Here is a 26233-nt window from a genome sequence, read left to right on the forward strand (position 1 = left end):
TCGGATCCCCACACGTGAAGTTATCCTTGTCCACCGGTATCAGACTGGCGCCTCTCGCAATGCGGGGAGGCGGTCACCTTCGGCAACGCCGTTCGATAGGGCCGTAAGACGAGGGAGCGAGATTGGGCGCTGACCGTTCTTCTGCATCTTGCCCGCAGCTTCCCAAGCGATCGTCCCGGGGCCGTTGAACACCACTCGGATCGGCCCACCCATCGGGCGGTGCAGAACGATCAGATGGTCGGGCTCATGACGGATGGCGACGCTTCGACCTTGGGTAAGCTTGATCTCGACATTCCGGCCGTCCGGCGCTTTGGCGTCATGGCCCATCGTGGAGGCCGGGTTCAGGTCGAGGCCGAAGATGTAGGCCGCGGCGACTTCGCCTATGCTTCCGACGAGATGACCGTCGAGCGTGAATTTTCGTCTTGGGAAGAGGCGCTCCAATGCGTCCGATGCGGTGTAGAGATCATCGAGATGAAGCGCGACCTCCGTCCAGTCCACATCCTCGCTCACTGCGCGGCCTCCAGCGTTTGGGTGGCTGGCTCAAGCGCCTCGTGGAGAAGGGCTTCGAGGAGGCGGGTGCGGGTGGTGTCGGCCTCGGCCAGGGCGGTCTCCAGCCGGTCGCAGAGGGCCATGAGAGCGTCGACCTTGGCCACGATGCGGTGTTGTTCGGTGAGGGGTGGCAGGGGGATTAAGACCGTCTCAAGTATACCCAAATTGATGTTCTTCTGTGCCGTTGCTGGCGCAAACTCCAAAAGGTTCGCCTTAGCGGTCCTGATGAAATATTCGAAGTAGCGAGCGCTATCGAACATCGATGCCGGAACGAGGCCAACCACACTGTCGGGGAAACAGGCATCGAAGTCCAGAATCCCACTGTCGGCGATATTCGCAGCAATCGTGATACACATGGTGCCACGCGGCCAGAGCATGCTCTGGGCCAGGCCGACTTCGTTGTAAAAGCCAGTATTGGACGTGATCCGACCACCTGACCTTGCGACGTCTCCGGTTTGAATGAATGGAACCTTTCCATCCCGGTAAAGTGCAGGGTCATTTCGTGGCCTATGTTTGGATTTGCCACGACCGAAAGTCCCAAGCTCGGGAAATCTGGCCCACGACCAACCTAATGGCAGATCGAAAGGTGCCAATGTCGTATCTACAGCTGGAAGCGGCTTCGGCCTTTTGATCTTTCCGGCCTTTGCCAGTTCTTTCTGTTCCACCGCTATGGCTGCCAGCAATTCCGACGCCGGTTCATCCGCCGGGTCCTGTTCCACCAGTTTGCCACGGACGGCGAGGTTGAGGATGGTTTGGCGGAGGGTCTTGATCTGGTCGGGGCGCGTGGTGAGGGCGGGGAGCGCCTCGAGGGCGAAGGCGGCGTGGGTGGGAAAGTCCTCCGAGGTCGTGTCGGGTGCGGTCAGGCGGGCGAGGCTGGCGGCGGTGAGCTTGTCTCGCACCTTCTCCCGCGTCTTTCGGGCCTCCTCCAGCCGATCACAAAGCGCCATAAGTTCATCGACCTTGGCGAGGATCCGGTGTTGCTCGGCGAGAGGGGGGAGAGGGAATGGCAGATTTCCCAGTTTGGCGAGATATATGCCCTTCTGTGCGGTGCCCTTGCCGTGCTCCGCGAAGTAATCATGCGCCAAAGGGCTGCGCAAGAACACCGCGAGATAGCCTGCGTCGATTGCCGGTGCCATCACTGCGACGCTGCGTTGAAGTGCGAATTTAGGAGCGCCTGCCGGGACGACGGCGCTACGCCCGATTGTGCCAACTATCGTCAAGAGAACGTCACCCGGTCGCGCTTTGGTTCGGCGATCTTCCTCGTCAAACTGGTCAGAGCTCACAAAACGGGTCGGGTTATCGAAATCAATTCGGCCATCTGAGACGTTCTTGCTGCTCAGCATGGGAAAGCCTTCGCCCGCGTTCTGTGGCGGATTGTGCGATCCGTCAGTCAACTTTGTGACAAGCTGGCCAAGCTGTGCCCAATCCCAAGAAAACGGAATCGAGATGCATCTGTCATCGTCGGAAAGTGGGCGAGGTTTTTTCGATTTCCTGATCTCCCCTGCGTTGGTCAGACGTTCCTTATGCTCTGCAATCCTCTTCAATAAGTCCGACGCCGGCTCGTCGGATAACTCCTGCTTTACCAGCTTCCCGCGCACCGCCAAATCCAGCACGAACCGCCGCAGCCGCGCGATGGCATCCGGCGCCTCGCTGATCTGCTCGTAAACGTCCAGCAACCGTTGTGCGTTCATCGGGCCAGCGCCTCGGTCAGGATGGCCTTCAGCTCGGCCCGCAGGCTTTCGACCGAGGCTTCTGCCTTCGTCAGGTCGTTGAGTAGGGTCTCTGGGTCGCCCCAGTCCTCTTCCTCCACATGCGGGTTCTTGATGTCGAGGTTGAAGCCGCGTTCGCGGATCTCGTTGATCGACACCTTCCAGGCGCGATCGCGTTCCTTGCGCCCTTCGCGGCTTTCGCCGCCCCACCATGCGGCGCAGTCGTCCAGATGCTCCAGCCGGATCGGTTTGGTCATGGAATAGGCCTTCTGCGTCTCGGGCACGCGGTGTTCCCAATACCAGATGTCCTGAGTGGGCGTGCCTTTCTCGAAGAAAAGCAGGTTGGTGCCGATCGAGGCATAGGGTTTGAAGACCGAGTTGGGCAGCCGCACGATGGTGTGCAGGTTGCACTCGGTCAGCAGATGCTCCTTGAGGCGTGTCTTGACGCCTTCGCCAAAGAGCGAGCCATCGGGCAACACCACGGCCGCGCGGCCCTTGTCCTTGAGCAGGCGAATGATGAGGGCGAGGAAGAGATCCGCCGTCTCGCGCGTCTTGAAGGCGGGGAAGTTGTTCTCGATCCCGTCCTCTTCCTTGCCGCCGAAGGGCGGGTTGGTGAGGATGATGTCGACACGCTCGTCCTTGCTCCAGCTGATGAGCGGGCGGGCGAGGGTATTGTCATGCTTCACCCAGGACGGCTCCTCGACATTGTGCAGGAGCATATTGGTCGTGCAGAGCATGTGGGGCAGGGGCTTCTTCTCGACTGCGCGCAGCGAGGCTTGCATGGAAGCCTCGTCTTCGGGGCGCTTGACGTAGCGCTCGCGCATGTGACGCATTGCGCAGGTCAGAAAACCGCCGGTGCCGCAGGCCGGATCCATCAGGATTTCGCCCGGATGCGGGTCGATCTGTTGGACCATGAAGGCAGTGACGGCGCGGGGGGTGTAGTATTCCCCCGCATTGCCAGCGTTCTGCAGGTCGTTCAGGAGCTGTTCGTATATGTCGCCGAAATGCTGCCGCTCGGTCAGGGAGTTGAAATCGACCTCGTTGATCTTGTTGATCACCTGGCGCATCAGGTGGCCGGATTTCATGTAGTTGTAGGCGTCCTCGAAGACCGACCGGATCACCTTGGCGCGCGGCGTAGTCGCGGGAAGCTCTTTGAGCGCCGGGAAGAGCTCGGTGTTGACGAAGTCGAGGAGCGCATCGCCGGTGATGCCCTCTGGGTCGGCAGCCCAGGAACGCCACTGGAGCTGTTCCGGGATCGGCGAGGCGTAGTCGTCGCGGGTAAATTCGAGCGCCTCGTCCTGGTCGTCGATGATCTTGAGGAAGAACGTCCAGACCAGCTGCGACAGGCGCTGCGCGTCGCCGTCGACGCCGACGTCCTTGCGCATGATGTCCTGAATGGATTTTACGACGTTTCTCGTGGACATGAAGTCAGTAACCTTGCAGCTTGGCGAAAATCGCGGCCTCGATATCGCACACTCGGAGTTGCGGATAGTCGTCTGCTACTGCCGCAAGCATCTCTTCGCAATCGCGAAGGAAGGCGTTGTAACCGTCCTTCGTCTCCGCGTAGCCCAAGGCGTTGCGGATTATGCTGTCGAGAATGACGGCTGCGTTTGGCCTCAGGAAGCGAACGATCTTTGATGCGAAGGACTGGCCGATCCGGTTTAACTTCCGGATCTCTTCGACGCCCTCGGGCACATTGCCGCTGTCGGCGAGCTTGACGGACTGACGCAGCGCTCGCGCTACGGAGGCCGGGCTGTTCTGCGTCTTGAAACGATCGACAAACCGATGGCCTTTGCCCCAGCGAATGACGTCGTAGGCGAACTGCACGGCCTCGTCAGATGGGAAGTCCGCGGCAATCAACGCTTCTCCGCGTGCCTCGAGGCGCTGAGGGGGCTCCCACTTCGTTCGATGAGCCTGCAATAGCGCGGGGATTTCTTGGGGCTGAAGCTCGAGCTTTACCAAACTGAGGCTGCCGTCGTGGACTAAAATTGGCATGTTCAGGCACTGTCCCTGTAGAGTTCGTTTTGCAGATCATGAACTGCCCGCAAGTAGTCGGTTTTCTTGCCAAAGGCGCGCATGAGTTCAACCGGGGTCCCCATGTGGGAAAACGGGTTGATCTGAAGAATATTAGAGTCGTCGAAGTTCATCACGCCCTCATCGGCGTATTTGTCGAGGAGCGCCTCGAGGACGGCGCGTGCCTGATCTCCGAAGCGGTTGAAAAGGTCGCGTTTGCGCACGTTGTCCGCGCGCTCTTTGCGGGTGAGGGGCTTGGCATCGAAAGCAATATGAAGGACCAGGTCGAACGGATCGAGGTCCCGGTCAAGCTCTGCGCCGATAAGTGACAGATCAAGGCCCTCTTCGGCCAATTCGTCGAGAATGACTTGTTTGCGCTCTTCCGCATTCCATCGACGCAGGAAGTCGTCGAGCCGTGCATAACGGCGGGTTAGATGCTTGCGGGTGAAATCGCGCAGGCTTTCCGTGATCAGCTTGCCGTCAGCATCGAGATATTCGACGCGCTCTTTCACGATCGCGGCGCTAACCCCATCCACATAGATTTTCTTTTGTGGTCCCTTCGGACCATCGCCGCCCTCTGGGCCGGCGGGATCGTCGCACCCTGGCCGCTCGATCAGAATTTCGATCTCTTCCCTGCTTCCATCTTCCGCGGGAGTGTCTTCGGGAGCGCTGTCCTCCTCGGGAGGGGTGATCGGCTCGTCGGCGCCAGGTTCGTAGATCTGCACCGGATCGCCATCGAAATCGGGATCCGCGAAGTGATTGGTCGCGCCCCGGAAATCCATCAACGTGAAATACAGCTTGCCAGTGTCCTGATGGACCCGCGTGCCACGGCCGACGATCTGTTTGAACTCGGTCATCGATCCAACCTCGCGATCGAGCACGATGAGGCGGCAAGTCTGGGCGTCGACGCCTGTGCTGAGAAGGCGCGAGGTCGTGACGATGACCGGATAGTCCGCCTCGGGGTCGATGAAGTTGCTCAGCTCCGCCAAGCCTTCCTTGTCTCCGCCCGTGATGCGCATGACGTATTTCGCGTTTTTCTGCACAAGATCCTGGTTCTCGTTGATCAGCGCCTGGCGCATGCGGGCGGCATGTTCCTGATCGACGCAGAACACGATCGTCTTTTGCATCCGATCGCCACTCTCCTTGAGGAACTCGGTGAGGCGTTTCGCGACGATTTTGGTGCGATCGTCGAGCACGAGGTTTCGGTCGAAATCCTTCGTGTTGTAGATCCGGTCCTCGACCTCATTGCCGTCCCGGTCCAGTTGCCCTTTTTCGGGGCGGTAGCCTTCGATGTCGCGGTCGATATGTGCTTTGATCACCTTGTAGGGGGCGAGGAACCCGTCATCGATGCCCTGCTTGAGCGAGTAGGTGTAAACAGGCTCGCCGAAGTAGTTGATGTTGGAGACGTATTCAGTCTCCTTCGGGGTCGCGGTCAGGCCGATCTGCGTGGCGCCCGAGAAATACTCCAGGATTTCGCGCCACGCGGAGTCATCGGCCGCGCTGCCTCGATGACATTCATCAATGATGATCAGGTCGAAGAAGTCGGGTGATAGCTCGCGATAGATCTTCTGATGCTCTTCCGGGCCCGTCAGCGATTGGTAAAGGCCAAGATAGATCTCGTAGGCCGTGTTGATCCGGCGCTTGCGATCCATCGCCAGCGGAAGGTCGATCTCGCTCCCATCTGCGCGTTCGATCGTTTTCGAGTTTGCCGAGAGCTTGGCCATCGCCCCGCCGAAGGGTCGGAAATCGTTGACCATGGTCTGATCGACCAACACGTTGCGATCTGCGAGGAACAGAATGCGTTTCTTCGCGCCCGATTTCCAAAGACGCCAGATGATCTGGAAGGCCGTGAAGGCCTTTCCGGTCCCCGTGGCCATGACAAGAAGAACGCGGTCCTGACCTTTGGCGATTGCTTCGACCGCAGCATTCACGGCGGTCATCTGATAGTAGCGTGGCGTCTTGCCGTCGTCGAAATACCCCTGAAACGCGATCTCGGCTGCGACGTCGCTCAGACCTTTCCAAAGCCGGTATTTCTTTTCGAGTTCTCCTGGCGAAGGGAATTCATCGAGCGTCAGGTTGGTCTCGACTTGCGCGGCTTGGCCCGTCATGTCGTGGAACACGAAGCCATCGCCATTCGAGGAAAACGCAAACGGCACGTTCAGCAGCTGCGCATAGGTCAGGGCCTGCTGCATTCCGTCGCCGAGCGCATGGCTGTTGTCCTTTGCTTCGACAACTGCGATCGGGATATTGGGCTTCAAGTAGAGAACGTAATCGGCCCGTTTTCCTTTACGTCGTCCGACGACCTTGCCGCGCACAATGATGCGCCCAGCCGTCAGCGTTTTCTCTTCGAAGATCTGGCTCTGAAGGTCCCATCCGGCCCGCTGCAAAGCGGGTGTGATGAACTTGCTGCAAATATCTCTTTCGGAAAGCAAAATCGGCTCAACCAACTCAAAACAGTTTGGCAGCAGCCTACCGAAGGTTGGCGTCAGAGCAAGTTTTTTGCGTCTCCAACGTTCGCGGTGATCCGATCGGTCTTTGCATTACGGTTTCGATGGGCGAATTGGTAGAGGGCCTTCTCTTCTATGGGCCCCAGATTTGCGTTTGAGCAAAATTGTATCGCGACTGGTCGTTGGTGCGATGTTTGTCGATTTCATCCACGGGCTTCGAATTCGCGTCTCTGACGCTCCGCAGTCAAATTGCTGACTTTCGCGTTCTTTGCGTCCAGAAACGGATTTCTCAGCATGCTGGTATCAAAGTCGACGGAATTGACGGCAGCTGCTTTGGCGGACAAGGAGAAACCGTCGCTGTAGTGGCGCATGTTGATGCCATTGTTCACATGCCCGAGGATCGCGCACCTCTTCTCGCCCGAGAAATCCTCGTCGACCATCGCTTGGTTGAAGCCTTTCCGAAACGAATGGAAGTCCATAAGCTCCCTGTAGAGCCCGTTTTCTTTCCTGAAATCCGTGAACATCTTCGTGAATACGCCAGAGAACTTGTTGCGACTTCTGCTTCTTTCGAGTCCTTCGAAAAGCCATGTCGCGCCTGCATCCCGGCGTCTTGCCAAGAGGTCAATAAGACCGAGTTCGATCAGGCGGTCATGGATAGGCACCTCTCGCTTCGAGGACGCGGTCTTCGTGCTCTGTTGATCGCCATTGTTGACTGCAAAGAGGTGTTGGCCGTTGCGGTTCGAGAAGTCTTCGACTTTGAGTTGAAGAATTTCCTCGAGTCGTGCACCGGAGAAGACGCCGATCAAGCAGGCCCAGATTAGCGGATCTTCCGGATGATCGATGAAATTCTGGAAATGCGGCGTGCGAAAGAGTTCGGGGAGATGCTGCCCCCAGATTTTCCGGGTGCGATCGCCGTCGTTTTGCACGGCGGATTTGTGCTCCTCCGCTGACCAAATAACTTCGGTCATCGGGTTCGTGGAGACCGCGCAAAAGAGTCTCGCGAATTCGAATATCCGCTGAACTTCCTGCATTTTTCGGTAGACAGTGTTGGCCGACATAGTTCGTGCGCGTTTCCCCCGCAGGTAGAACTCGATCTGCATCGCATTCTTGCCTTCCGCTTCAAGCTTGCGGCGTTGCGGTGCAAGCTTCTTTTCTTCCTTTCGCTCGAAATCCTCTGCAACCTCCACAGGGTGCATTGTCTTGTGTTTGCTCGATTTTCCATATGTTGAGGGTAGGCGAACAACGAGATTGAAGAGGTCGATACAGGCATCCTCATCAATGTCCGAAATCTTCCGCTCTCCGAAATACGCAGAAAAAAGGCGAGCCGTGGAGGTCTCGTTCTCCATCTGCTGCGGAGTCCGTTCTTCCTTTTTCATCTTAACATCGCGTCGTCTGTTCAAGCTCTTGCCGGCCTGACGATGCTCGAGAAACAGATCTGCGATTTGCGTTGCCGAAAGGTCGGGGCTGAGGTCGTCTGGCTTGCTCTCTGAGTTGCCTCTGGAGGCCTTCGCCTTGTCGCGCGATGAAGGCGGCTCGCGACGGCTCTCAGAGCTATCCTGCGGGCTCGGCGCTTGCGATCGGGCGTCTGTTGAGGTGGATGAAGCCTTGTCCGCGGTGGTGGTTGCCGGCTCAGCGGATTTTTCCTCGACTGAGGGTGTTGAGCTCATGGGCTCGTCCGTTCTGTCTTGGGTATCCCGACCGCTTGAGACGGTAGGGTTCGCGGCACGCCCGGCTGTCGTGATGCGATTGCTGGTGCCATCGCTCGGCTGGACTGCAAGGAGCCTTTCGAGGGCGGCTGAATGTTCGGGAGAGTGATCGACGTGCGGGGATTCATCGGCGCCCCGCACGGCGGATCGGAAGAACATCGAAGGTGTGTTGAACTCGCCGCGATCGCGTCGCGCAATTTCCTCGGTGGTGTCCATCAATGCGCGGGTGGTCTCGTGGGCGAGCTCTTGCCAGGCTTCGGTCCCTTCCTGGACCTCGATGCCAAGCTTCCCGAGCATATGCTGGATCGGGTCGCGCACGACGTCGTAATTGCGGAGCAAGATTGCTTCACGCAGCGTCTCCGTTGCCGCGGCGAGTTCGCGTTGCTCGCGCGCCGCATCCGCGGGGCTGCGCGGCAAGCCGATTGCACGGCGCCGGTCTTCGTCGCGCAGTTTCCACTGCACGATCTCCGTGACCACCTGTTCCATGTCCGTGTGAAGCATCGGACTGACCCTCGCGAATTCGAATGCGAGATCCGTCAGCCGTGTGATGAGCAGGGCCAGCGGTCTCGCGATAGCTGGGTCATGTGTATGCATGGAAAATCGAAGTATGAAAGTTAGGTCAAACCTGTAGCAGGCGCTCGGGACGCGCCTTCGCCAGAAGAATCCCCCGCTTCGATATTCGAGATATGGAATGCCGCTCCGTCTGCTCATCGCTCCGTCTCCCGGGCGCGGCTCCGTCGGTCCGTGCCCCAAATGTGCCTCGGAGCGTGCCGCGTTTGTGCCTTCGGGACGCCGGAAAAAAGAAAGCCCAGAGCGAACTCTGGGCTTTTCTCTTTGAAATCAGTCTCTTGCGAGAGATTTGGCTCCGGCGGTAGGGATCGAACCTACGACCAATTGATTAACAGTCAACTGCTCTACCGCTGAGCTACGCCGGAACATGTGAGGGTGTATATGAATCTCGAATTGGGATGTCCAGAGGGTTCTGGCGAAAAAATTCAGGCTTTCGTCACGTCAGCGAAAATAGCGCCTCCGGACGCAGGTCGGGCGCGGCGATGACTTCGTTTTGTACCGACATTTCAACGAGATGGGCGAAGACATTCCGTTCGGCGGCTGGCAGGAGGGCTGCGGGCACGTCAGTGTATATCGCGCGGGTGAGCGTCTGCGGGGTGGCGGGGCGCTCTGCCAAGGCGCTTCGGATCTGCGCGGTGCGGGCGTCGCGATGTGTGCGCTGACTCGCGATCAGCGTTTGCGGATCGGTCACCGGCTCGCCATGGCCGGGATAGAGAATGCGCGGTCGGAGTGCCTCGATGCGCGCGAGGGAGCGATAGTAGTCGCCCAGATCTCCGTCGGGCGGTGAGATCAGCGTCGAGGACCAGCCCATAACCACATCGCCGGTCAGAAGCGCATCGCCCATCGCGAAGCTCAGATGGTTGCAGAAATGGCCGGGCGTATGCAGCGCCGTGAGCGACCAGTCGCCATGGCTCAGCGTCTCGCCATCCTCGACAAGGATGTCGGGGTCGAACGCGTGATCGACTCCTTCACCGCCGCCCGCATGTCCACGCGCTGCGAGTTCCGCCATCACAGGCGCGCGCCCGGCCTCGGGCGGGCCGAAGGCGAGGATCGGCGCGCCCGTGGCCTCGGCCAAGAGCCGCGCGCCGGGGGAATGGTCGAGATGCGCATGGGTCACGAGGATATGGCTGACGCGCTCTCCGGAGGCGAGCGCGTCGAGCAGCGCCTGAAGATGGGCAGGATCGGCGGGGCCGGGATCGACCACCGCGACCTCGCCTGTGCCAATGACATAGGTGCAGGTGCCGGTATAAGTCATGGGGGACGGATTCGGAGCCACGATCCGACGCAAGCCGGGCTGCAATTCTTCCATCTTTCCCTCCGTCACGGCCATCGCTAGGGTTCTGGCATGAATTTTCGCTGGCTGAAACAGATGATGCCGCGCGGGCTTTATGGGCGGGCCGCGTTGATCCTGATTCTGCCGGTGGTCACGATCCAGCTGGTGGTATCCGTCGTCTTCATCCAGCGCCATTTCGAACGTGTCACGCAGCAGATGACCGAAGGGATGGTGCGCGAGATCGCGCTGCTCGATCAGGTCGCGACCAATGCGCCGACGGCAGAGGTTGCGCGCGAACGGCTCGACGTGCTCGACAAGACACTGAACTTCACCTCGCAATTCCCGGCGCCGACGGATATTGCGTCGCAGCGGGGCGATACGCGCAACTTCTTCGATCTCACCGGGATCGTGGTGATCTCGACCCTGCGCACCAATCTGTCGCAGATTCGCTCGATCGTTCTCGACAACACCACCAACTCCGTGCGGGTGGTGCAGGAGACGCCGAACGGGCCGCTGGCGGTGACCTTCGCGCGCAGTCGGGTATCGGCGTCGAATCCGCACCAATTGCTCGTTCTGATGGTCTTTGTTTCCATTCTGATGACGCTGATCGCCTATATCTTCCTGCGCAATCAGCTGCGCCCGATCCGCAGGCTGAGCCATGCGGCGGAGGAATTCGGCAAGGGGCGCAACCTGAATTACCGCGTCTCGGGGGCGACGGAGGTGCGCGCCGCGGGCCGCGCCTTTCTCGACATGCGCAACCGGATCGAGCGGCAGATCGAGCAGCGCACGCTGATGCTCTCGGGTGTCAGCCACGATCTGCGCACACCGCTCACGCGTCTGCGGCTCGGGCTGTCGATGATGGAGGAGACGGACGAGGTCCGCGCAATGGAGCGCGACGTCGACGAGATGGGTCGCCTTGTCGATGCCTTCCTCGATTTTTCGCGCGACGGCGCCTCGCATGGCGAGCCGGAGACGCTGCCGATCTGCGGCTTCGTCGAAGGCGTGGTGGAAGACATGCGGCGGATGGGCCGCGACGTGACGCTCGTCGATTGCGACACGGAGGAGGAGGCGACTTTCCGTCCCGATGCGCTCAAACGCGCGCTGGCAAACCTGATCGGCAATGCGGTCCGCTACGGCACCCGCGCCGAGATTACCGTCTCGATCGCGCGCACGGGATGGCGAATCGCGGTGCATGACGACGGCCCTGGCATCCCGCCCGAACGCCGCGAAGAGGCGATCCTGCCCTTCACGCGGCTCGATCCGGCGCGCAATCAGGATCGCGGGCAGGGGGTGGGCCTTGGCCTCTCGATCACCGCTGACATCCTGCGGCGCCATGGCGGATCGCTGAAACTCGGGCGATCCGAACGGCTTGGCGGCTTGATGGCCGAGATGATCCTGCCGCGGTGAGCGGCTACACGTTCGATCACGCGCGCGCACGAACCGCTCACGGCAGCGAGATCGCCTCTTGCGGCCTGTCCCGGGGCCACGCATTGTGACGGATGAGTGACATGGCCTAGTTGAATGGACGCTTCGCGGCTCCTAGATATTGGGTCGAACAGGGGAGGGACGTGGTCGCCGAAAACGGGGCCGGACCCTCCTGCCAAGAGAGGAACGCCGATGACCGAATTTAGCTCTGTCACCCATCCGGTCCTGCCGTTGCGCGATATCGTGGTTTTCCCCCACATGATCGTGCCGCTCTTCGTCGGGCGCGAGAAATCCGTGCGCGCACTCGAAGAGGTGATGGCGGATGACCGTCAGATCTTGCTCGCGAGCCAGATCGACCCGTCGCAAGACGACCCCGACACAGACGGGATTTTCCGCGTTGGCGTGCTCGCCAACGTGCTGCAACTGCTGAAACTGCCCGATGGCACCGTGAAGGTTCTGGTCGAGGGCAAGAGCCGCGTGCGCATCAGCGAGTTCGTCGAGAATGACGACTACTTTGAAGCGAATGCCGAGCCGCTGATCGAAACCGAGGGCGACGTGGAGACGATCCGCGCGCTGCTGCGTTCGGTCGCCGAGGAATTCGAGCGCTACGCGAAGATCAAGAAGAACATCCCCGAAGAGGCGCTCTCGGCCGTGGCCGACGCGACCGAAGCGGACAAGCTGGCCGATCTCGTCTCGGGCCATCTGGGGCTGGAAGTGGCCCAGAAGCAGGAGCTTCTGGAAACGCTCGACGTCTCCGAGCGGCTGGAGCGGGTCTACGGGCTCATGCAGGGTGAGGTCTCGGTTCTCCAGGTGGAGAAGAAGATCAAGTCCCGTGTGAAAACGCAGATGGAGAAGACCCAGCGCGAGTACTACCTGAATGAGCAGATGAAGGCCATTCAGAAGGAACTCGGCGATGGCGAAGACGGCCAGAACGAGATCCTCGAGCTGGAAGAGCGCATCGAGAACACGAAGCTTTCCAAAGAGGCCAAGGAAAAGGCCGAGGCCGAGCTCAAGAAGCTCAAGTCGATGTCGCCGATGTCGGCGGAAGCCACCGTCGTGCGCAACTATCTCGACTGGATGCTTTCGATCCCGTGGGGCACCAAATCCCGCGTAAAGAAAGACCTCAGCAAGGCGGAGGCCGTGCTTGATGCCGATCACTACGGGCTCGAGAAGGTCAAGGAACGCATCGTTGAGTATCTCGCCGTGCAGGCGCGCTCGGCCAAGCTGAAAGGCCCGATCATGTGCCTCGTGGGTCCCCCCGGCGTGGGTAAGACCTCGCTCGGCCGGTCTGTCGCCAAGGCAACGGGGCGCGAATTCATCCGCATCTCGCTCGGCGGCGTGCGCGACGAATCCGAGATCCGCGGCCACCGTCGGACCTATATCGGCTCGATGCCCGGTAAGATCATTCAGGCGCTGAAGAAGGCGAAAACCACGAACCCGCTGATCCTGCTCGACGAGATCGACAAGATGGGTCAGGACTTCCGTGGCGACCCGGCTTCGGCCATGCTTGAAGTGCTCGACCCCGAGCAGAACGCGACCTTCGTGGACCACTATCTCGAAGTGGAATACGACCTCTCGAACGTGATGTTTCTGACGACGGCGAACTCCTACAACATGCCGGGCCCGCTTCTGGACCGGATGGAGATCATCCCGCTCGCCGGCTACACCGAGGACGAGAAGGCCGAGATCGCCAAGCAGCACTTGATCCCGAAGCAGATCAAGGGTCACGGGCTCAAGAAGAACGAGTTCGAACTGACCGATGGCGCGCTGACCGACGTGATCCGCTACTACACCCGCGAGGCGGGCGTGCGGAACCTCGAACGCGATATCGCGAAGCTCGCCCGGAAAGCGGTGACCGAGATCATCAAGTCGAAGGGTCAGATCAAGCACATCACCGTCGATGAGGCGAAGGTGGGCGAATATCTGGGCGTCAAAAAGCACCGCTACGGTCTGGCCGAGAAGGAAGATCAGGTGGGCGTCGTGACCGGCCTCGCCTGGACCTCCGTGGGCGGCGACTTGCTGCAGATCGAAGCTCTGCGCCTGCCGGGTAAAGGCCGGATGAAGACCACCGGTAAGCTGGGCGACGTGATGAAGGAATCGATCGACGCGGCATCCAGTTACGTCCGCTCGGTCGCGCCGCAATTCGGCATCAAGCCGCCGCGCTTCGAGAAGTGGGACATCCACGTCCACGTGCCGGATGGCGCGACGCCGAAAGACGGGCCCTCTGCGGGTCTGGCGATGGTGACCTCCATCGTCTCGGTGTTGACCGGAATCCCGGTGCGCAAGGATATCGCCATGACCGGCGAGGTCAGCTTGCGTGGCAACGCGATGCCGATCGGTGGCTTGAAAGAGAAACTGCTCGCGGCACTGCGCGGTGGGATCAAGACGGTGTTCATCCCCGAGGAGAATGAAAAAGACCTCGCGGATATCCCCGACAACGTGAAGGAGGGGCTGGAAATCGTGCCGGTCACTCACGTTCGCGAAGTCCTCGCTCGAGCGCTGGTGCGTCAGCCCGAGCCGGTCGATTGGGACGAAGAGGCCGAAGAGGCGGCAGCCGCCGCCGCAGCCGCGGCCAAATCGGACGCACAGGGCGCAACCGCGCACTGATCGGCTTTGGATTGAAAACGAAAACGCCCGTCGCATATCGCGGCGGGCGTTTTTGCATCTGAAGGCATTTGCACGTAACCTCCTTTTATTCCGGTCAAAAAAGGAGCCGCCATGGCCAAGAGCCAGAAGCCGAAATCGACCCGCAAGCCCCCCGTCGCGACGCCCGCGACACCTCCGGCCTCCGCCGCGACGCTCACGCCGGCAGCTCCTGATCCGGGGGGCGAGGCGAAGGCGCTCGTGCGCAAGCGAAGCTTCGTGGATCGGGTGATGGTCGAGGCTGGCGTGAAGCGCGGCGAGGCGAAAGCAATGTCGGAGGCCGTGCTGAAAGTTCTGGGCGAGGCGCTCTCGGAAGGCGAGGAACTCAGCATCCCGCCGCTCGGCAAGCTGAAGATCAACCGCCAGTTCGAGAAGAACGGCGACGAGATCCTCGTGGTCAAGCTGCGCCGCCCTTCGGGCATGCTCGAGGCCGTCGCGGCAGAGGCGGATGGCGCCGCGCAGGCCGAGGACGACGCCTTGGAAAGCGAGGTCGAAAACCGGGGCTGAGATTTCGTCGAAAACCCTCTTGCGGAGCCAGAAGCGGGACGCTAAAAGCCCGCCACGGAGGGCGATTAGCTCAGCGGTAGAGCGCATCGTTCACATCGATGATGTCGGGGGTTCAAATCCCTCATCGCCCACCATTTTCCTACGAAGGCGCGTCTTGAACAGACGCGCCTTCGTCGTTTTCCGGTTAGTTTTCTGCGCCCCGCGGCGTCAGATTATGGGCCAGACAGCACGCCAGAGAAGCGCCCGAGGCGCGAGACGCGGAGGATGCGATGACCGACACGATGCCGATGAACGAAACGTCCCCCGACGAGGGGCTGCGCGTCTCCGATTGTCCGGACTGGCTCTATCTGCTGCGGGAATTCGACACGCTCTACCGTCATGGCTCGGCGGGCGGCAGTCGCCTCATCCGCAGCCACCGCAAACGGGTGCGCGACACGCTCTCGCAGATCATCGACACCAATCCCCCAGTGACGCCGCGCCAGCCGCAGCCGAAACCGGTGACCGCGCATCTGTCGCGGGCACTCGATCTGGGCGAGCGCGGTGCGGTGGCGGGCATGGCGCGGGCGCTGTCGCGTGTCGCGAGCCAGCTGACATGGGAATATGGCTACGAGAAAGTGCCGAAGGCGCTGGCACGCAAATATGCCTATTGCGAGGTGCTGGGTCCGCGCGGTCCGGTGGCCTCGGATCGGCTGGTGCTGGGATTCGTCCTGTTCGCGCCGCGCACGACCTATCCGCAGCACAGCCATAAGGAGATCGAGGAGAGCTATATCTCGGTCGCGGGCCCGTGGTCGGAAAATGACACTGCGGTGCATGCGCCGGGGTCGCTGATCCTGAACCGACCCGATCACGAACACCGCATCACCACGGCCGATCTCGATCCCTGCCTGCTCGCCTATGCCTGGGTCGGGCCGGAAGCGCGGCTGTCCGCGCCGGGGATGAAACTCTCCTCGACCCGCAAGGCGCGGATGCGCGAAGGCATCTGAGCCCTTGATCCCCGCGCAAGGCGGAGCTAGAGGAGGGGTCGGGGGCGGTTAGCTCAGTTGGTAGAGCGTCTCGTTTACACCGAGAATGTCGGGGGTTCGAGTCCCTCACCGCCCACCATTCCCCATGAATAGTACGGATATCAACGGCTTGCGTGTCGTTGCGCGACCGCGCTCAGACTCTGTTCGCGCATGGCTCTATGATATGCGCGCCGCGATGCTACCTTTCCCTCAACCACAGGAAAGGAGCGCTCCGATGAGCTGGAACCCCGCCCTCGACCCCGAAATTCCGATCGGCGATGCCGTCGACGCCATTGAAACCGTTATCGCGCCCCGAGCGCGCGACCTTGGTGGATTCGAGGTGCGCCGCGCCTTGCCCTCGGCTGCACGCCAGATGATCGGCCCGTTCATCTTCTTCGACCAGATCGGCCCGGTGGAGTTCCTCTCCGGCCAGCGCGGTATCGACATTCGCCCGCACCCGCATATCGGGCTCGCGACTGTGACCTACCTGCTGCAAGGCCGCCTGCATCACCGCGATTCGCTGGGCACCGATCAATGGATCACGCCAGGCGCGGTGAACTGGATGAGTGCGGGCTACGGCATCACCCATTCCGAGCGCACTGACGGCAAGGTCCGCGACAGCGGCCAGCATCTCGCGGGTATCCAGACATGGGTTGCGCTGCCGGAGGATCAGGAAGAGGGGCAGGCGGCGTTCAAACATGTGGGTGCCGAAGCGCTTCCCGAATTGCAGGCCGAGGGCAAGACCGTGCGGCTGGTGCTGGGCGATGCCTGGGGCGCGCATGCCCCGATCGATCTGCCCTCCGAGATGTTCTACGCCGATGCGAAGCTCGATCCGGGCGCGCAGATCCCGCTGCCTGACAATCACGAGGATCGCGGGGTTTATGTGCTGCAAGGCTCCGTCACCGTCGCGGGCGAAACCTACGAGGAAGGTCGGATGCTCGTTTTCCGCCCCGGCGACCGGGTGTCGCTCAAGGCGGGCGGGCAGGGCGCCCGGCTGATCGTTCTGGGCGGCGCGACCATGGCCGGTCCGCGCTATATCTGGTGGAATTTCGTGGCCTCCTCGCGCGACAAGATCGACGCGGCCAAAGAGGCATGGCGCGCGGGCGACTGGGCACATGGCCGATTCCAACTGCCGCCCGCGGATGATGCGGAGTTCATTCCCGCGCCGGAACGTTGATTGCATCCGCCGAGAAAGGGGGCGCTGCCCCCGTCGCCGGACGGCGACAAAACTAAAAGAAGAGGGGGCTCCGCCCCCGACCTTCGGTCTCCCCCGGGATATTTCTGCCAAGGGGAAGCAGAAAGCGCATCTCATCGGGGCGCGTGCGGGCGCGATAAATAAGGGCCGCGGATGCGCACTGAGGGCCCGCGATTTGCTTGCCCGAACGGCAGGTGAAAATTCGTCGGATTTTTGCTCTCAGGCCGCTTGACGGGGGCAGGTCGCCCGCGTAATACCCTCCCCACGCTCGGACGGCGATCCGGGCAGATGATGCGAGCGGTTGTAGCTCAGTTGGTTAGAGTACCGGCCTGTCACGCCGGGGGTCGCGGGTTCGAGCCCCGTCAACCGCGCCACTTTCCCCCCTTTTACGGTAAAGTTGCGTTTGTGAAACGCGCATCTGTCGCTTATATCCGGGCGAAGTTTCGGGAGGAGCGCATGCGCTGGATCAAGCAGTTTTTCGACCACATCACCCTGCTGCAAGCAGTCCTGTTCGCGGGTCTGCTGGGTCTCGCGCCATTCACCCCAGAGCCACATATTTGGGAAAAGCTGAAGATGTTGGCGGCGGGCACGCTGGTGCGTACGGTCGATTGGTTCGATCTGGTGATGCACGGGCTCCCGTGGGTCGTGCTGGCGGTGAAGCTGGCGCAATGGGTGAAAACCGGACAGACCGGGAAATCCGGTAGGGGGGCGTAATGAAAGACGACATGGACGCTAAAGGGCTGATCGAGACGATGGGCGCTGCCGCGCGGGCGGCCGCGGCGGAACTGGCCTTCGCCAGCGCCGAGGTAAAGCAGAAGGCGCTGGAAGTGGCGGCCGATGCGGTGCTCGCGCGTAAAGATGACATCATCACCGCAAATGGCGAGGACATGGCCTACGGGGCCGAAAAGGGGCTGAGCCCCGCGATGATGGACCGGCTGATGCTGGACGATGCGCGGATCGAGGCGATCGGCAAGGGATTGCGGGCGGTGGCAGCGCAACGCGATCCGGTGGGCGACACGATCGCGGAATGGGACATGCCCTCGGGGCTGCATATCAAGCGCGTGCGCACGCCTCTGGGCGTGATCGGGGTGATCTATGAATCGCGGCCCAACGTGACGGCGGACGCCGGCGCGCTGTGCCTGAAATCGGGCAATGCGGTGATCCTGCGCGGCGGCTCGGAGAGCTTCCATTCCAGCCGTGCGATCCATGCCTGCCTGCTCGAAGGGCTGCGTGCGGTGGGGCTGCCCGAGGCGGCGGTCCAGCTCGTGCCGACCCGCGACCGCGCCGCTGTGGCCGAGATGCTGCGCGCGACCGAATTCATCGACGTGATCGTGCCGCGCGGGGGCAAGGGGCTCGTCGGTCTGGTGCAGGCCGAGGCGCGTGTTCCGGTCTTCGCCCATCTCGAGGGCATCTGCCATATCTATGCCGACGGGGCAGCCGATCTGGAACAGGCGCGGGCCGTCGTGGTGAACGCCAAGACCCGGCGCACCGGGATTTGCGGCGCGATGGAGTGCCTGCTGATCGACCGCGCCTTCTGGGAGAAACATGGTGGCGTGCTGATCGAAGACCTGCTCAAAGCAGGCGTCGAGGTGCGCGGCACGGGCGATTTGCTGAAAATAGAGGGTGTCACCGAGGCAAGTGCGGAAGATTTCGGGCGCGAATTCCTCGATATGATCTGCGCGGCGAAGATCGTCGATGGCGTGGATGGCGCGATCGAACATATCCGCCGCTATGGCAGCCAGCACACTGAATCGATCCTGACCGAGAATGACGCCGCCGCCGACCGCTTCTTCGAGCGGCTCGACAGCGCGATCCTGATGCGCAACGCCTCCACCCAATTCGCCGATGGCGGCGAGTTCGGCATGGGCGCAGAGATCGGTATCGCGACCGGCAAGATGCATGCGCGCGGGCCGGTGGGCGCCGAGCAGCTCACCTCGTTCAAGTACCTGGTGACCGGCCACGGCACGGTGCGTCCCTGAGCGCACCGTACCCTCCGATTTTAGCCTGACGCGGTCGCTGTCAGAAGGCGATCGTGCCGCCTTCGGAATCGACCGACCAATCGAGTCTGCGACCCTGACGCGCCGCCTCGCGCGGCAGGAGCGCGAATTGCACCCGCGCGGGCGTCAGGTCCAGCGGCTCCCCATCGAGCGCCGCGAAGGCCGCACAATCGGGTCGCGCTTTCTCGGCGCGCGCCGTGATCATCCAACCGTCGCCGCAGGGCATCGCGCGGATATCGCCGCCGAAGGGCAGCGCGGTTTCGAGGCAAAGCATCGCGAGAAGCGCCAGTTTCACCTCGGCGCGCGGCGTCTCTCCCGGCGCCCGCCAATCGTATTCCACGCGGCTCTGAGCGGAGACTTCGCCCAGCAACCCGGTGATTTCCGCTTCGCTCAACTGCTGATCGGGTCCGGCGCGTCCAAAGGCCAGCCGGAAGAACTTGACGCGCGCATTCGCCGCCGCCACGCTTTGCGAAATGAGCTCCACCTCCGGGCCGGGCGCTTCGCTTGTCATGGTGAGCAATTCTACCCCATTGCCGATGGCCCCGATCGGGCTGATAAGGTCATGGCACAGGCGCGACGCGACAAGTTCGATCAAATCAGCGTCCTCCGCACCCGCATTCGCGGTCTCGAATGGCATCAAACTCTCCAGAAGGTGAAATGTGATCTATGAAATTCTAGAACCCGGCATGCTGGTCAGGAATCCCGCCCAGCCCGACTGGGGCACTGGCCAGGTGCAATCGCGTATCGGCGAAAAGGTGACGGTCAATTTTGAACATGAAGGCAAGCTTGTCCTGGACGGTCGGCGGGTCGCGTTGGAATTGGTTTTCTCTGAACAAAGTTGATGAAACGTTAACAGGCGCGTGAGGTCACGCGAGAAATTCCGTCAACCGGAGGATGTGGCGCATCGCCCCCCGTCGTGATGCGTCCATGACACGCTCCGCGCCGTGCGATATTGCCAATCCGGGCGCGGCTTTCTAAACCGGGCCAGCGAATATCGGCAGGAGGACGCCCGTGATCGACAGCGCCGCATTCGAAATCCGGCTGGCCCGCGATGCCGCCGATCTCGTGGCGTCGCAGCGGCTTCGCTACCGCGTTTTCGTCGAAGAACTCGGCGGCGGCGGCGAGACGGTCGATCACCAAAATCGTCTGGAAAGCGATCGGCTCGACGCGATCTACGATCATCTTCTGCTGGTCGATCCCGCGCGCGCTGAAGGCGAGCATGTGGTGGGCGCCTACCGGCTGCTACCTTCGGATCGGCTGGAGCGGGCAGGGCAATTCTATTGCGATAGCGAATACGACCTCTCGCCGCTGGTCGGCACCGGGCGCAAGTTGCTGGAGCTTGGGCGCTCCTGCGTCGATCCGGACTATCGGGGCGGGGCGGCAATGCTGCTTTTGTGGAATGCGCTGGCCGATTACGTCCTTGCCCATGACATCGAGATTCTCTTCGGCGTTGCGTCCTTCCACGGCACCGATGCCGAGAAGCTGAAAGCGCCGCTGTCGTGGTTGCATCACCATCACCTAGCGCCCGCGCACATGCGTCCGCGCGCGCGGCCAGAGGCGTTCCAGTCAATGGACCTCGTGCCTGAGGCGGCGCTGGATCGGCGTGCGGCGCTGGCCGAAATGCCCAATCTGATTAAGGCCTATCTGCGGCTCGGCGGCTTCGTGGGCGAGGGGGCTTTCATCGACTATCCGTTCAACACGACCGACGTTCTCCTGCTCATGGATACCAAGGCGATGAGCGACAAGCATCGCAGCTTCTACACCCGTCGTTTCGAGGGCCGCGCGTGAGCTGGATCGAAGACGAGCCCGATCCAAAGCAGCTCGGCGCGCTCGATTGGATGCGGGCGGGGCTGCGCGGTCTGATCTGGGGGCTGATGCTGCTGATCGGGCTTGTAGTGCTGCTGCTGGTGCGTCTGGTGGAGCGCCCGGTTCACGGGCTGGCGCGGCCCTGGACGCCGTGGATCACGCAAGCGGTCTGCCGGATGAGCTTCCCGATCCTCGGGATCTCCTATCGCGTCACGGGGCGTCCGATGACCAAGATCGGGGCGGTGGTCGCAAATCACGGATCGTGGCTCGATATCTTTGCGCTCAACGCCTGCCAGCGGGTCTATTTCGTCTCCAAGGCCGAGGTCGCCAAATGGCCTTTCGTCGGCTGGCTCGCGCGGGCCACGGGCACGGTTTTCATCAAGCGCGATCCGCGTGAGGCAAAGACGCAGCAGGGGCTGTTCGAGGATCGCATCCGGGCGGGCCATCACCTGCTGTTCTTCCCCGAGGGCACCTCGACCGATGCGCGCCGGGTGCTGCCCTTCAAGCCGACGCTGTTTCAGGCCTTCTACAGCCATGGGCTGGAGCGCGTGATGCAGATCCAGCCGGTCACCGTGGTCTACACGCCCCCCGCGGGCGAGGACGTGCGGTTCTATGGCTGGTGGGGCGATATGGAGTTCGGGCCGCATCTGATCAAGGTGCTGGCACAGGCGCGGCAGGGCGCGGTCGAAGTGGTGTTCCACGCGCCGCTCTCGGTTTCCGACTATCGCTCGCGCAAGGAGCTTGCATGGGCTGCGGAAAGCGCCGTGCGTCGCGGCTTGCCTTACGAGATCGCACGCGCCCGGTAATAGGCCAGCACGTAGAGGCGGATTGCCGTGGCAAGGCCCGTCTCGGTGCCGCGATCCACATCAATTTCGGCTGCCAACTCGTTGAGGCCTAATGATTTCTCATGGGCGATATCGCGGAAGGCACGCCAGAATTCATCCTCCAGCGTGACCGAGGTGCGGTGCCCGCCCAGCGTCAGGGAGCGTTTCTTCGGTCGGCTCATTCGTCGTGCTCGCGCTGATGGCCGTCGAGATCGCGCCGCTCTTTCGTGGCGCGGCTTTCCTGTAGCGTTTTCTCGGCCTTGCTGCGACCGAATTTCTCAGCATTCACAGAGCCTTGCTCGCGCTTCTTCACGCGCGCCTGCTGTTTGCGGAACTGGTTGAGATTGGTGACCTTGCTCATGAGCAAAGAGTGCCACAGCCGATCGTATCGGAAAAGGGGCTTGGGCGCGCCCGCATGAGGCGCGCCCGATAGAGTTACTCGACTTCGACCAGCGCGTGACGCTTCTTGCCCGCGCTCAGCTTCACCGGGGTCTCCAGATCGGCGGCGGTGAACATGCGGCCCGGATCGGCGCAGGGCTCGTCATCGACCTTTAGCGCGCCTTCCGCGATCAGCCGCTTGCCGTCCTTACCCGATTTCGCGAGGCCCGAGCGCACCACGAGCTGCGCGAGGCTGATCCCGTCGCCCAGTTCCTCGACCGTCAGCGTAAGCGTTGGCAGGTCGTCGCCCACGCCGCCCTTCTCGAAGACTTCGCGCGCGGTCGCCTCGGCAGCATGCGCGGCCTCCCAGCCGTGGCAGAGCGCGGTGACCTCGTTGGCCAGCCGCACCTTCGCCGCGTTGATCTCGGAGCCTTCCAACGCGCCCAGACGCTCGCATTCCTCGACCGGAAGCTCGGTATAAAGCTTAAGGAAGCGGCCAACATCGGCGTCTGTCGTGTTGCGCCAGAACTGCCAGAACTCGTAAGGGCTCAGCATGTCCGAGTTCAGCCAGATTGCGCCCGAGGCCGATTTGCCCATCTTCTTGCCGTCCGAGGTTGTCAGAAGCGGCGAGGTCAGTCCGAAGATCTCCTGATCGAGCACGCGGCGCGTCAGGTCGATCCCGTTGACGATATTCCCCCATTGATCCGAGCCGCCCATCTGCAGCAGGCAACCGTAGCGGCGGTTCAGCTCGAGGAAGTCATAGGCCTGCAGGATCATGTAGTTGAATTCGAGGAAGCTGAGGCTCTGCTCGCGATCCAGCCGCGATTTCACGCTCTCGAACGACAGCATCCGGTTCACCGAGAAATGCCGCCCGATATCGCGCAGGAAATCGAGGTAGTTCAGCCCATCGAGCCATTCCGCATTGTTGAGCATCAGAGCCGGCGTCTCGGCCTCGTAATCGAGGTATTTCGCAAACACCTGCTTGATGCCCGCGATATTGTCGTCGATCTGGTCGGGCGTCAGCAGCGGGCGCTCATCGGCGCGGAAGGAGGGGTCGCCCACCTTCGTCGTGCCGCCGCCCATCAGGGTGATCGGCTGGTGGCCGGTCTTTTGTAGCCAGCGCAGCATCATGATCTGGATCAGCGAGCCGACATGCAGCGACTTCGCCGTCGCGTCGAAGCCGATATAACCCGGCACGGTGCCTTTCGCCAAAGCCTCGTCCAGCCCCTGATAATCCGTGCAGTCGGCCAGAAAGCCCCGCTCGATCATCACGCGCATGAAGTCTGATTTCGGATGGTAGGTCATCGTGCTTGTTCCTTTCGTCTGAGCGTGCGTATATCGGGGCAGGCGACGAGAGGGAAGCCATGTTGAAATCCGGGCCGGTCTGGGCGGTTGGCGCCATGTCGGGCACGTCTTTGGACGGGGTGGACGCGGCGCTCGTGTTGACCGACGGAACCCGCATTCTCGATTTCGGCCGCAGCGACTACCGCCCCTATACCGAGGCCGAGCGCGCGACGCTCCATGCAGCCCTCGGGCGCTGGCCCGGCGAGGCCGGGGTGGAGGAGGCCTGCGAGGTGGTCGAAACCGCCCATGCCGAACTGCTCAGCGGCTTCGGAGAGGCGCAGCTCGTGGGGTTTCACGGCCAGACGCTCGCCCACGATCCCTATGGGATGCAGGGCCCGCGCCGCACCCATCAGGCCGGCGACGGCTCGGTCCTGGCCGAGGTGCTGTCGCGCCCGGTGGTCTGGGATTTCCGCTCCACCGATGTCGAGATGGGCGGGCAGGGCGCGCCGCTCGCGCCCTTCTTCCACTTTGCCTGCGCGAAATACGCCAAGCTCGATGCGCCGGCGGTGTTTCTGAACCTCGGCGGCGTCGGCAATGTGACCTGGGTCGATCCGCGCCAACCCTCGGCAGAGGTGCCGGGCGCGGTTCTGGCCTTTGACACCGGCCCCGCCAACGCACCGATCAACGATCTGATGCGGCTCAGGCGCAAGGCGGAGTTCGATGCGGGCGGAGAGCTGGCGCTGACGGGCCGCGTTGACGAGGCAGTGGTCGAGGCCTTCCTGACGCATCCCTATTTCCTGAAGATGCCGCCGAAGTCGCTCGACCGGAACGATTTCCATGACGTCCTGTCCCGTGTGGCCGCGCTGGAAGACGCGGATGCGGCAGCCACGCTTACCGCCTGTGCGGCAGCCTCCGTCGCGCGGGCGGGGGAGCATTACCCGACCGCGCCCTCGGCGATCTATGTATGCGGCGGCGGGCGGCTCAACACCGCGCTGATGGTGGCTTTGCAGCGGCGCATGAACGTGCCAGTGCAGCCGATCGAGGATATCGGGCTCGATGGCGACATGCTGGAGGCGCAGGCCTTCGCCTATCTCGCGGTGCGGGTGGCGCGTGGCATGGCAACCTCTGGGCCCTCGACGACCGGGGTGTCGGCGCTGCTCGGCGGCGGCAAGGTCTCGCGCCCCGGCTAAATTCGCATCACTTGACGCTGATCATGCCGCGCCGCGGCGGACGGCGCTAGGATCGGCCTCATTGAAGAGGGTAGTCCGATGTCTGAAACTCCAACCGATCCCTGTCCGACGCCGCAGGCGCGCAAGCAGGCCCCGTTCTCGAACCGGGCCGCCGCGGTCTTCCTTGCGGGGCTCAGCTTCGTCGTCATGGTCATCTCCGGCCTCGTCGTCAGCATTGCGCCCTCGGGCCGGGTTGCGCGGGATATCGACTGGTCGCTCCTCGCGCTCGACCGCGCCGACTGGGAGCTTTTGCACCTCGCGATGGGGGTGCTCTTCGTCTTCGCCGGGGTCTGGCACATCAAGCTACACTGGCCGGTGATCCGCAACCTGCTGTGGTCCGCGGCGGCGCAAACGCTGTGTCACAGGCGCGAATTGGCGCTGGCGGTGGGGCTCGTGGCCGCGGTGATCGTGCTGACGCTGCTCTGGTGGCCGCCTGTCAGCTGGCTCGATCAACTTTCGCGTTGGGCGAGCATCGGTCTCTGGTGATCAACGGGGGATGTCGAAACCGGGCGGGGCCAGTTCGAACCCCTCGAAGCGAAAGCCCGGCGAGACGGTGCAGCTGACAAGGCTCCACGCCCCGGTCGAGCGCGCGGATTGCCACTGGCCCGCGGGCACGATCCCCTGCGGTTGATCGCCGCCGATCACGTCGGGGCCCAACAGCAATTCCAGCACCGGTCCCGCCTCCTGCGGCGCGATATCGAGCTGCACCGGCGCGCCTGCGTGGAAATGCCAGATTTCGGTCGCGTCCACCCGGTGCCAGTGGCTGCGCTCGCCCGCCTTGAGCAGGAAATAGATGCAGGTGCCCGAAGGACGCGCGCCGTCTGCGGCTTCGGCCTCCCAGGTTTGGCGGTAATGCCCGCCTTCGGGATGCGGCACGAGGCCAAGGGCTTCGATGATCGCGTCGGCCTCGTTCATGCGAAGAGCTCCTTGGCGAGCGTCTCGAAATCGGGCGCGATCGCGTCCCATTCCTCGCTCGGCACAAGGTCCTTGTCCTGAGCAGGCCCGTATTCGGTCGGGCGCGGTACGAAAGCGGTCTTTAGCCCCAGCGCCCGGGCTGCCGAGAGATCATCATTATGCGCGGCCACCATCATCACCTCTTCGGGCGGCAGACGCAGCGCGGCGCAGGAGGCCAGATAGACCTCCGGCTTCGGCTTGTAGTCGCGGGCGATATCCGCGCCGAGGATGCAATCCCACGGCAGCCCCGCGTGGCGCGCAAGCCGCGTCATCAGCGCGATGGACCCGTTGGAACATGGCGCGATGATCGCATGGCGCCTCAGCGCGTGAAGGCCGCTGACCACGTCGGGCCACGGGTTCAGCCGCTCCCAGACATGCGACAGGCTATCGGGTGCCGAGACCGCGAAGCGCTTGGCTACCCGGTGCAGGTTCTCGCGATGCAGATCGTCGAGCGCCACATAGCCGCGCCCGCCGTCGCGAATGCGCCGCATCGCAGGATCGTATTCGCCACGCCACGCATCGGCGAAAGCAAGGGAATCGATCCCGGGAAAGGCAGTTTCCACCTCATGCGCGACGGAGTTCCTCCAATCGACACAGGTGCCGAACACATCGAAAATCAGAGCCTTGATCATGGCCCGACAGTGACGCGGATCAGGGCGCAACGCAATCGCCCCTTCGGCTTGGCCCAAATATCCTCGCCGAAGGCGAAACGAAAACCCCCGG

Annotated in this window: 25 protein-coding genes and 4 tRNA genes; 15 read left to right on the forward strand and 14 right to left on the reverse strand. The window is 62.3% G+C overall.

Features of this window, described 5'->3' with window-relative positions; all coding sequences use genetic code 11:
* Positions 1 to 39: 39 nt before the first annotated feature.
* From B6V74_RS09635 to B6V74_RS09670, 8 genes are all read right to left on the reverse strand, one after another.
* On the reverse strand, positions 40 to 510 hold the full coding sequence (locus tag B6V74_RS09635) for a hypothetical protein (RefSeq protein ID WP_206185197.1): 471 nt from the start codon (positions 508 to 510) through the stop codon (positions 40 to 42).
* The gene (locus B6V74_RS09640) at positions 507 to 2240 is read right to left on the reverse strand and encodes a restriction endonuclease subunit S (RefSeq protein WP_088722669.1); all 1734 of its coding nucleotides are present in this window, start codon (positions 2238 to 2240) and stop codon (positions 507 to 509) included. The genes B6V74_RS09635 and B6V74_RS09640 overlap by 4 nt, the downstream gene beginning before the upstream one ends.
* Positions 2237 to 3682, reverse strand: a complete 1446-nt coding sequence (locus tag B6V74_RS09645; RefSeq protein ID WP_088722670.1) for a class I SAM-dependent DNA methyltransferase — start codon at positions 3680 to 3682, stop codon at positions 2237 to 2239. Before B6V74_RS09645 ends, B6V74_RS09640 begins: the two co-directional genes overlap by 4 nt.
* Positions 3683 to 3686: 4 nt before the next feature.
* Complete coding sequence (locus B6V74_RS09650) at positions 3687 to 4253, reverse strand: hypothetical protein (RefSeq protein WP_088722671.1); 567 nt, start codon at positions 4251 to 4253, stop codon at positions 3687 to 3689.
* A 2-nt stretch (positions 4254 to 4255) separates the two neighbouring features.
* The gene (locus B6V74_RS09655; RefSeq protein ID WP_240497096.1) at positions 4256 to 6586 is read right to left on the reverse strand and encodes a DEAD/DEAH box helicase family protein; all 2331 of its coding nucleotides are present in this window, start codon (positions 6584 to 6586) and stop codon (positions 4256 to 4258) included.
* Positions 6587 to 6921: 335 nt separating this feature from the next.
* Positions 6922 to 8925, reverse strand: a complete 2004-nt coding sequence (locus tag B6V74_RS09660) for a site-specific integrase (protein ID WP_168184205.1) — start codon at positions 8923 to 8925, stop codon at positions 6922 to 6924.
* Positions 8926 to 9284: 359 nt separating this feature from the next.
* Positions 9285 to 9359 (reverse strand) — tRNA-Asn (locus B6V74_RS09665).
* A 71-nt stretch (positions 9360 to 9430) separates the two neighbouring features.
* Positions 9431 to 10303: an MBL fold metallo-hydrolase gene (locus tag B6V74_RS09670; RefSeq protein WP_240497087.1), complete on the reverse strand. Its 873-nt coding sequence runs from the start codon at positions 10301 to 10303 to the stop codon at positions 9431 to 9433.
* A 36-nt stretch (positions 10304 to 10339) separates the two neighbouring features.
* Between B6V74_RS09670 and B6V74_RS09675 the strand changes: the two genes are divergently transcribed.
* From B6V74_RS09675 to B6V74_RS09720, 10 genes are all read left to right on the forward strand, one after another.
* A complete protein-coding gene (locus tag B6V74_RS09675) occupies positions 10340 to 11674 on the forward strand; it encodes an ATP-binding protein (protein WP_075774718.1) in 1335 nt (444 codons plus the stop codon).
* Between the two features lie 210 nt (positions 11675 to 11884).
* On the forward strand, positions 11885 to 14299 hold the full coding sequence (gene lon / locus B6V74_RS09680) for an endopeptidase La (RefSeq protein WP_075774719.1): 2415 nt from the start codon (positions 11885 to 11887) through the stop codon (positions 14297 to 14299).
* Positions 14300 to 14410: 111 nt separating this feature from the next.
* Entirely contained in the window at positions 14411 to 14842 is a 432-nt protein-coding gene (locus tag B6V74_RS09685) for an HU family DNA-binding protein (protein WP_088722675.1), read from the forward strand.
* Positions 14843 to 14901: 59 nt separating this feature from the next.
* Positions 14902 to 14976: transfer RNA gene (locus B6V74_RS09690), tRNA-Val, on the forward strand.
* Positions 14977 to 15111: 135 nt separating this feature from the next.
* Complete coding sequence (locus B6V74_RS09695; RefSeq protein WP_168184206.1) at positions 15112 to 15825, forward strand: dimethylsulfonioproprionate lyase family protein; 714 nt, start codon at positions 15112 to 15114, stop codon at positions 15823 to 15825.
* Positions 15826 to 15867: 42 nt separating this feature from the next.
* Positions 15868 to 15943 (forward strand) — tRNA-Val (locus B6V74_RS09700).
* Positions 15944 to 16078: 135 nt separating this feature from the next.
* A complete protein-coding gene (locus B6V74_RS09705) occupies positions 16079 to 17020 on the forward strand; it encodes a pirin family protein (RefSeq protein ID WP_088722676.1) in 942 nt (313 codons plus the stop codon).
* 315 nt (positions 17021 to 17335) lie between these two features.
* Positions 17336 to 17412 (forward strand) — tRNA-Asp (locus B6V74_RS09710).
* An 82-nt stretch (positions 17413 to 17494) separates the two neighbouring features.
* Positions 17495 to 17752, forward strand: coding sequence for an RND transporter (locus tag B6V74_RS09715; protein ID WP_088718736.1), 258 nt, complete (start codon positions 17495 to 17497; stop codon positions 17750 to 17752).
* On the forward strand, positions 17752 to 19017 hold the full coding sequence (locus B6V74_RS09720) for a glutamate-5-semialdehyde dehydrogenase (RefSeq protein WP_168184207.1): 1266 nt from the start codon (positions 17752 to 17754) through the stop codon (positions 19015 to 19017). The genes B6V74_RS09715 and B6V74_RS09720 overlap by 1 nt, the downstream gene beginning before the upstream one ends.
* A gap of 40 nt (positions 19018 to 19057) precedes the next feature.
* Here B6V74_RS09720 and B6V74_RS09725 read toward each other — a convergent pair whose 3' ends face one another.
* Positions 19058 to 19672: a histidine phosphotransferase family protein gene (locus tag B6V74_RS09725; protein ID WP_088722677.1), complete on the reverse strand. Its 615-nt coding sequence runs from the start codon at positions 19670 to 19672 to the stop codon at positions 19058 to 19060.
* 25 nt (positions 19673 to 19697) lie between these two features.
* On the opposite strand from B6V74_RS09725, the gene B6V74_RS09730 reads away from it, so the two are divergent.
* The 3 genes from B6V74_RS09730 (at position 19698) to B6V74_RS09740 (ending at position 21647) form a co-directional block, all read left to right on the forward strand.
* On the forward strand, positions 19698 to 19877 hold the full coding sequence (locus B6V74_RS09730) for a DUF3553 domain-containing protein (protein WP_233243185.1): 180 nt from the start codon (positions 19698 to 19700) through the stop codon (positions 19875 to 19877).
* 169 nt (positions 19878 to 20046) lie between these two features.
* On the forward strand, positions 20047 to 20823 hold the full coding sequence (locus B6V74_RS09735; RefSeq protein ID WP_240497088.1) for a GNAT family N-acyltransferase: 777 nt from the start codon (positions 20047 to 20049) through the stop codon (positions 20821 to 20823).
* A gap of 50 nt (positions 20824 to 20873) precedes the next feature.
* Positions 20874 to 21647 (forward strand): lysophospholipid acyltransferase family protein, encoded by a 774-nt coding sequence (locus B6V74_RS09740; protein ID WP_075776631.1) that lies wholly within the window; start codon positions 20874 to 20876, stop codon positions 21645 to 21647.
* On the opposite strand, the gene B6V74_RS09745 is transcribed toward B6V74_RS09740, so the two are convergent.
* The 3 genes from B6V74_RS09745 to tyrS form a co-directional block, all read right to left on the reverse strand.
* A complete protein-coding gene (locus tag B6V74_RS09745; protein ID WP_075776606.1) occupies positions 21623 to 21847 on the reverse strand; it encodes a ribbon-helix-helix domain-containing protein in 225 nt (74 codons plus the stop codon). The two genes, B6V74_RS09740 and B6V74_RS09745, sit on opposite strands and share 25 nt — an antisense overlap.
* The gene (locus B6V74_RS09750; protein ID WP_078523133.1) at positions 21844 to 22026 is read right to left on the reverse strand and encodes a DUF4169 family protein; all 183 of its coding nucleotides are present in this window, start codon (positions 22024 to 22026) and stop codon (positions 21844 to 21846) included. The genes B6V74_RS09745 and B6V74_RS09750 overlap by 4 nt, the downstream gene beginning before the upstream one ends.
* 74 nt (positions 22027 to 22100) lie before the next feature.
* On the reverse strand, positions 22101 to 23348 hold the full coding sequence (gene tyrS, locus B6V74_RS09755; RefSeq protein ID WP_088722678.1) for a tyrosine--tRNA ligase: 1248 nt from the start codon (positions 23346 to 23348) through the stop codon (positions 22101 to 22103).
* A 59-nt stretch (positions 23349 to 23407) separates the two neighbouring features.
* On the opposite strand from tyrS, the gene B6V74_RS09760 reads away from it, so the two are divergent.
* Together B6V74_RS09760 and B6V74_RS09765 are read left to right on the forward strand one after the other, a co-directional pair.
* Positions 23408 to 24517 carry an anhydro-N-acetylmuramic acid kinase gene (locus B6V74_RS09760; RefSeq protein WP_088722679.1) on the forward strand — a complete coding sequence of 370 codons (1110 nt, stop codon included), beginning with the start codon at positions 23408 to 23410 and terminating at the stop codon, positions 24515 to 24517.
* A gap of 78 nt (positions 24518 to 24595) precedes the next feature.
* Entirely contained in the window at positions 24596 to 25042 is a 447-nt protein-coding gene (locus B6V74_RS09765; protein ID WP_075776602.1) for a DUF4405 domain-containing protein, read from the forward strand.
* Here B6V74_RS09765 and B6V74_RS09770 read toward each other — a convergent pair whose 3' ends face one another.
* Entirely contained in the window at positions 25043 to 25471 is a 429-nt protein-coding gene (locus B6V74_RS09770; RefSeq protein ID WP_088722680.1) for a cupin domain-containing protein, read from the reverse strand. It lies immediately after the preceding gene.
* Positions 25468 to 26142 (reverse strand): haloacid dehalogenase type II, encoded by a 675-nt coding sequence (locus tag B6V74_RS09775; RefSeq protein WP_088722681.1) that lies wholly within the window; start codon positions 26140 to 26142, stop codon positions 25468 to 25470. Before B6V74_RS09775 ends, B6V74_RS09770 begins: the two co-directional genes overlap by 4 nt.
* Between the last annotated feature and the right edge of the window lie 91 nt (positions 26143 to 26233).

Source organism: Thioclava sp. F42-5 (assembly GCF_002213195.1).
GTDB lineage: Bacteria > Pseudomonadota > Alphaproteobacteria > Rhodobacterales > Rhodobacteraceae > Thioclava > Thioclava nitratireducens.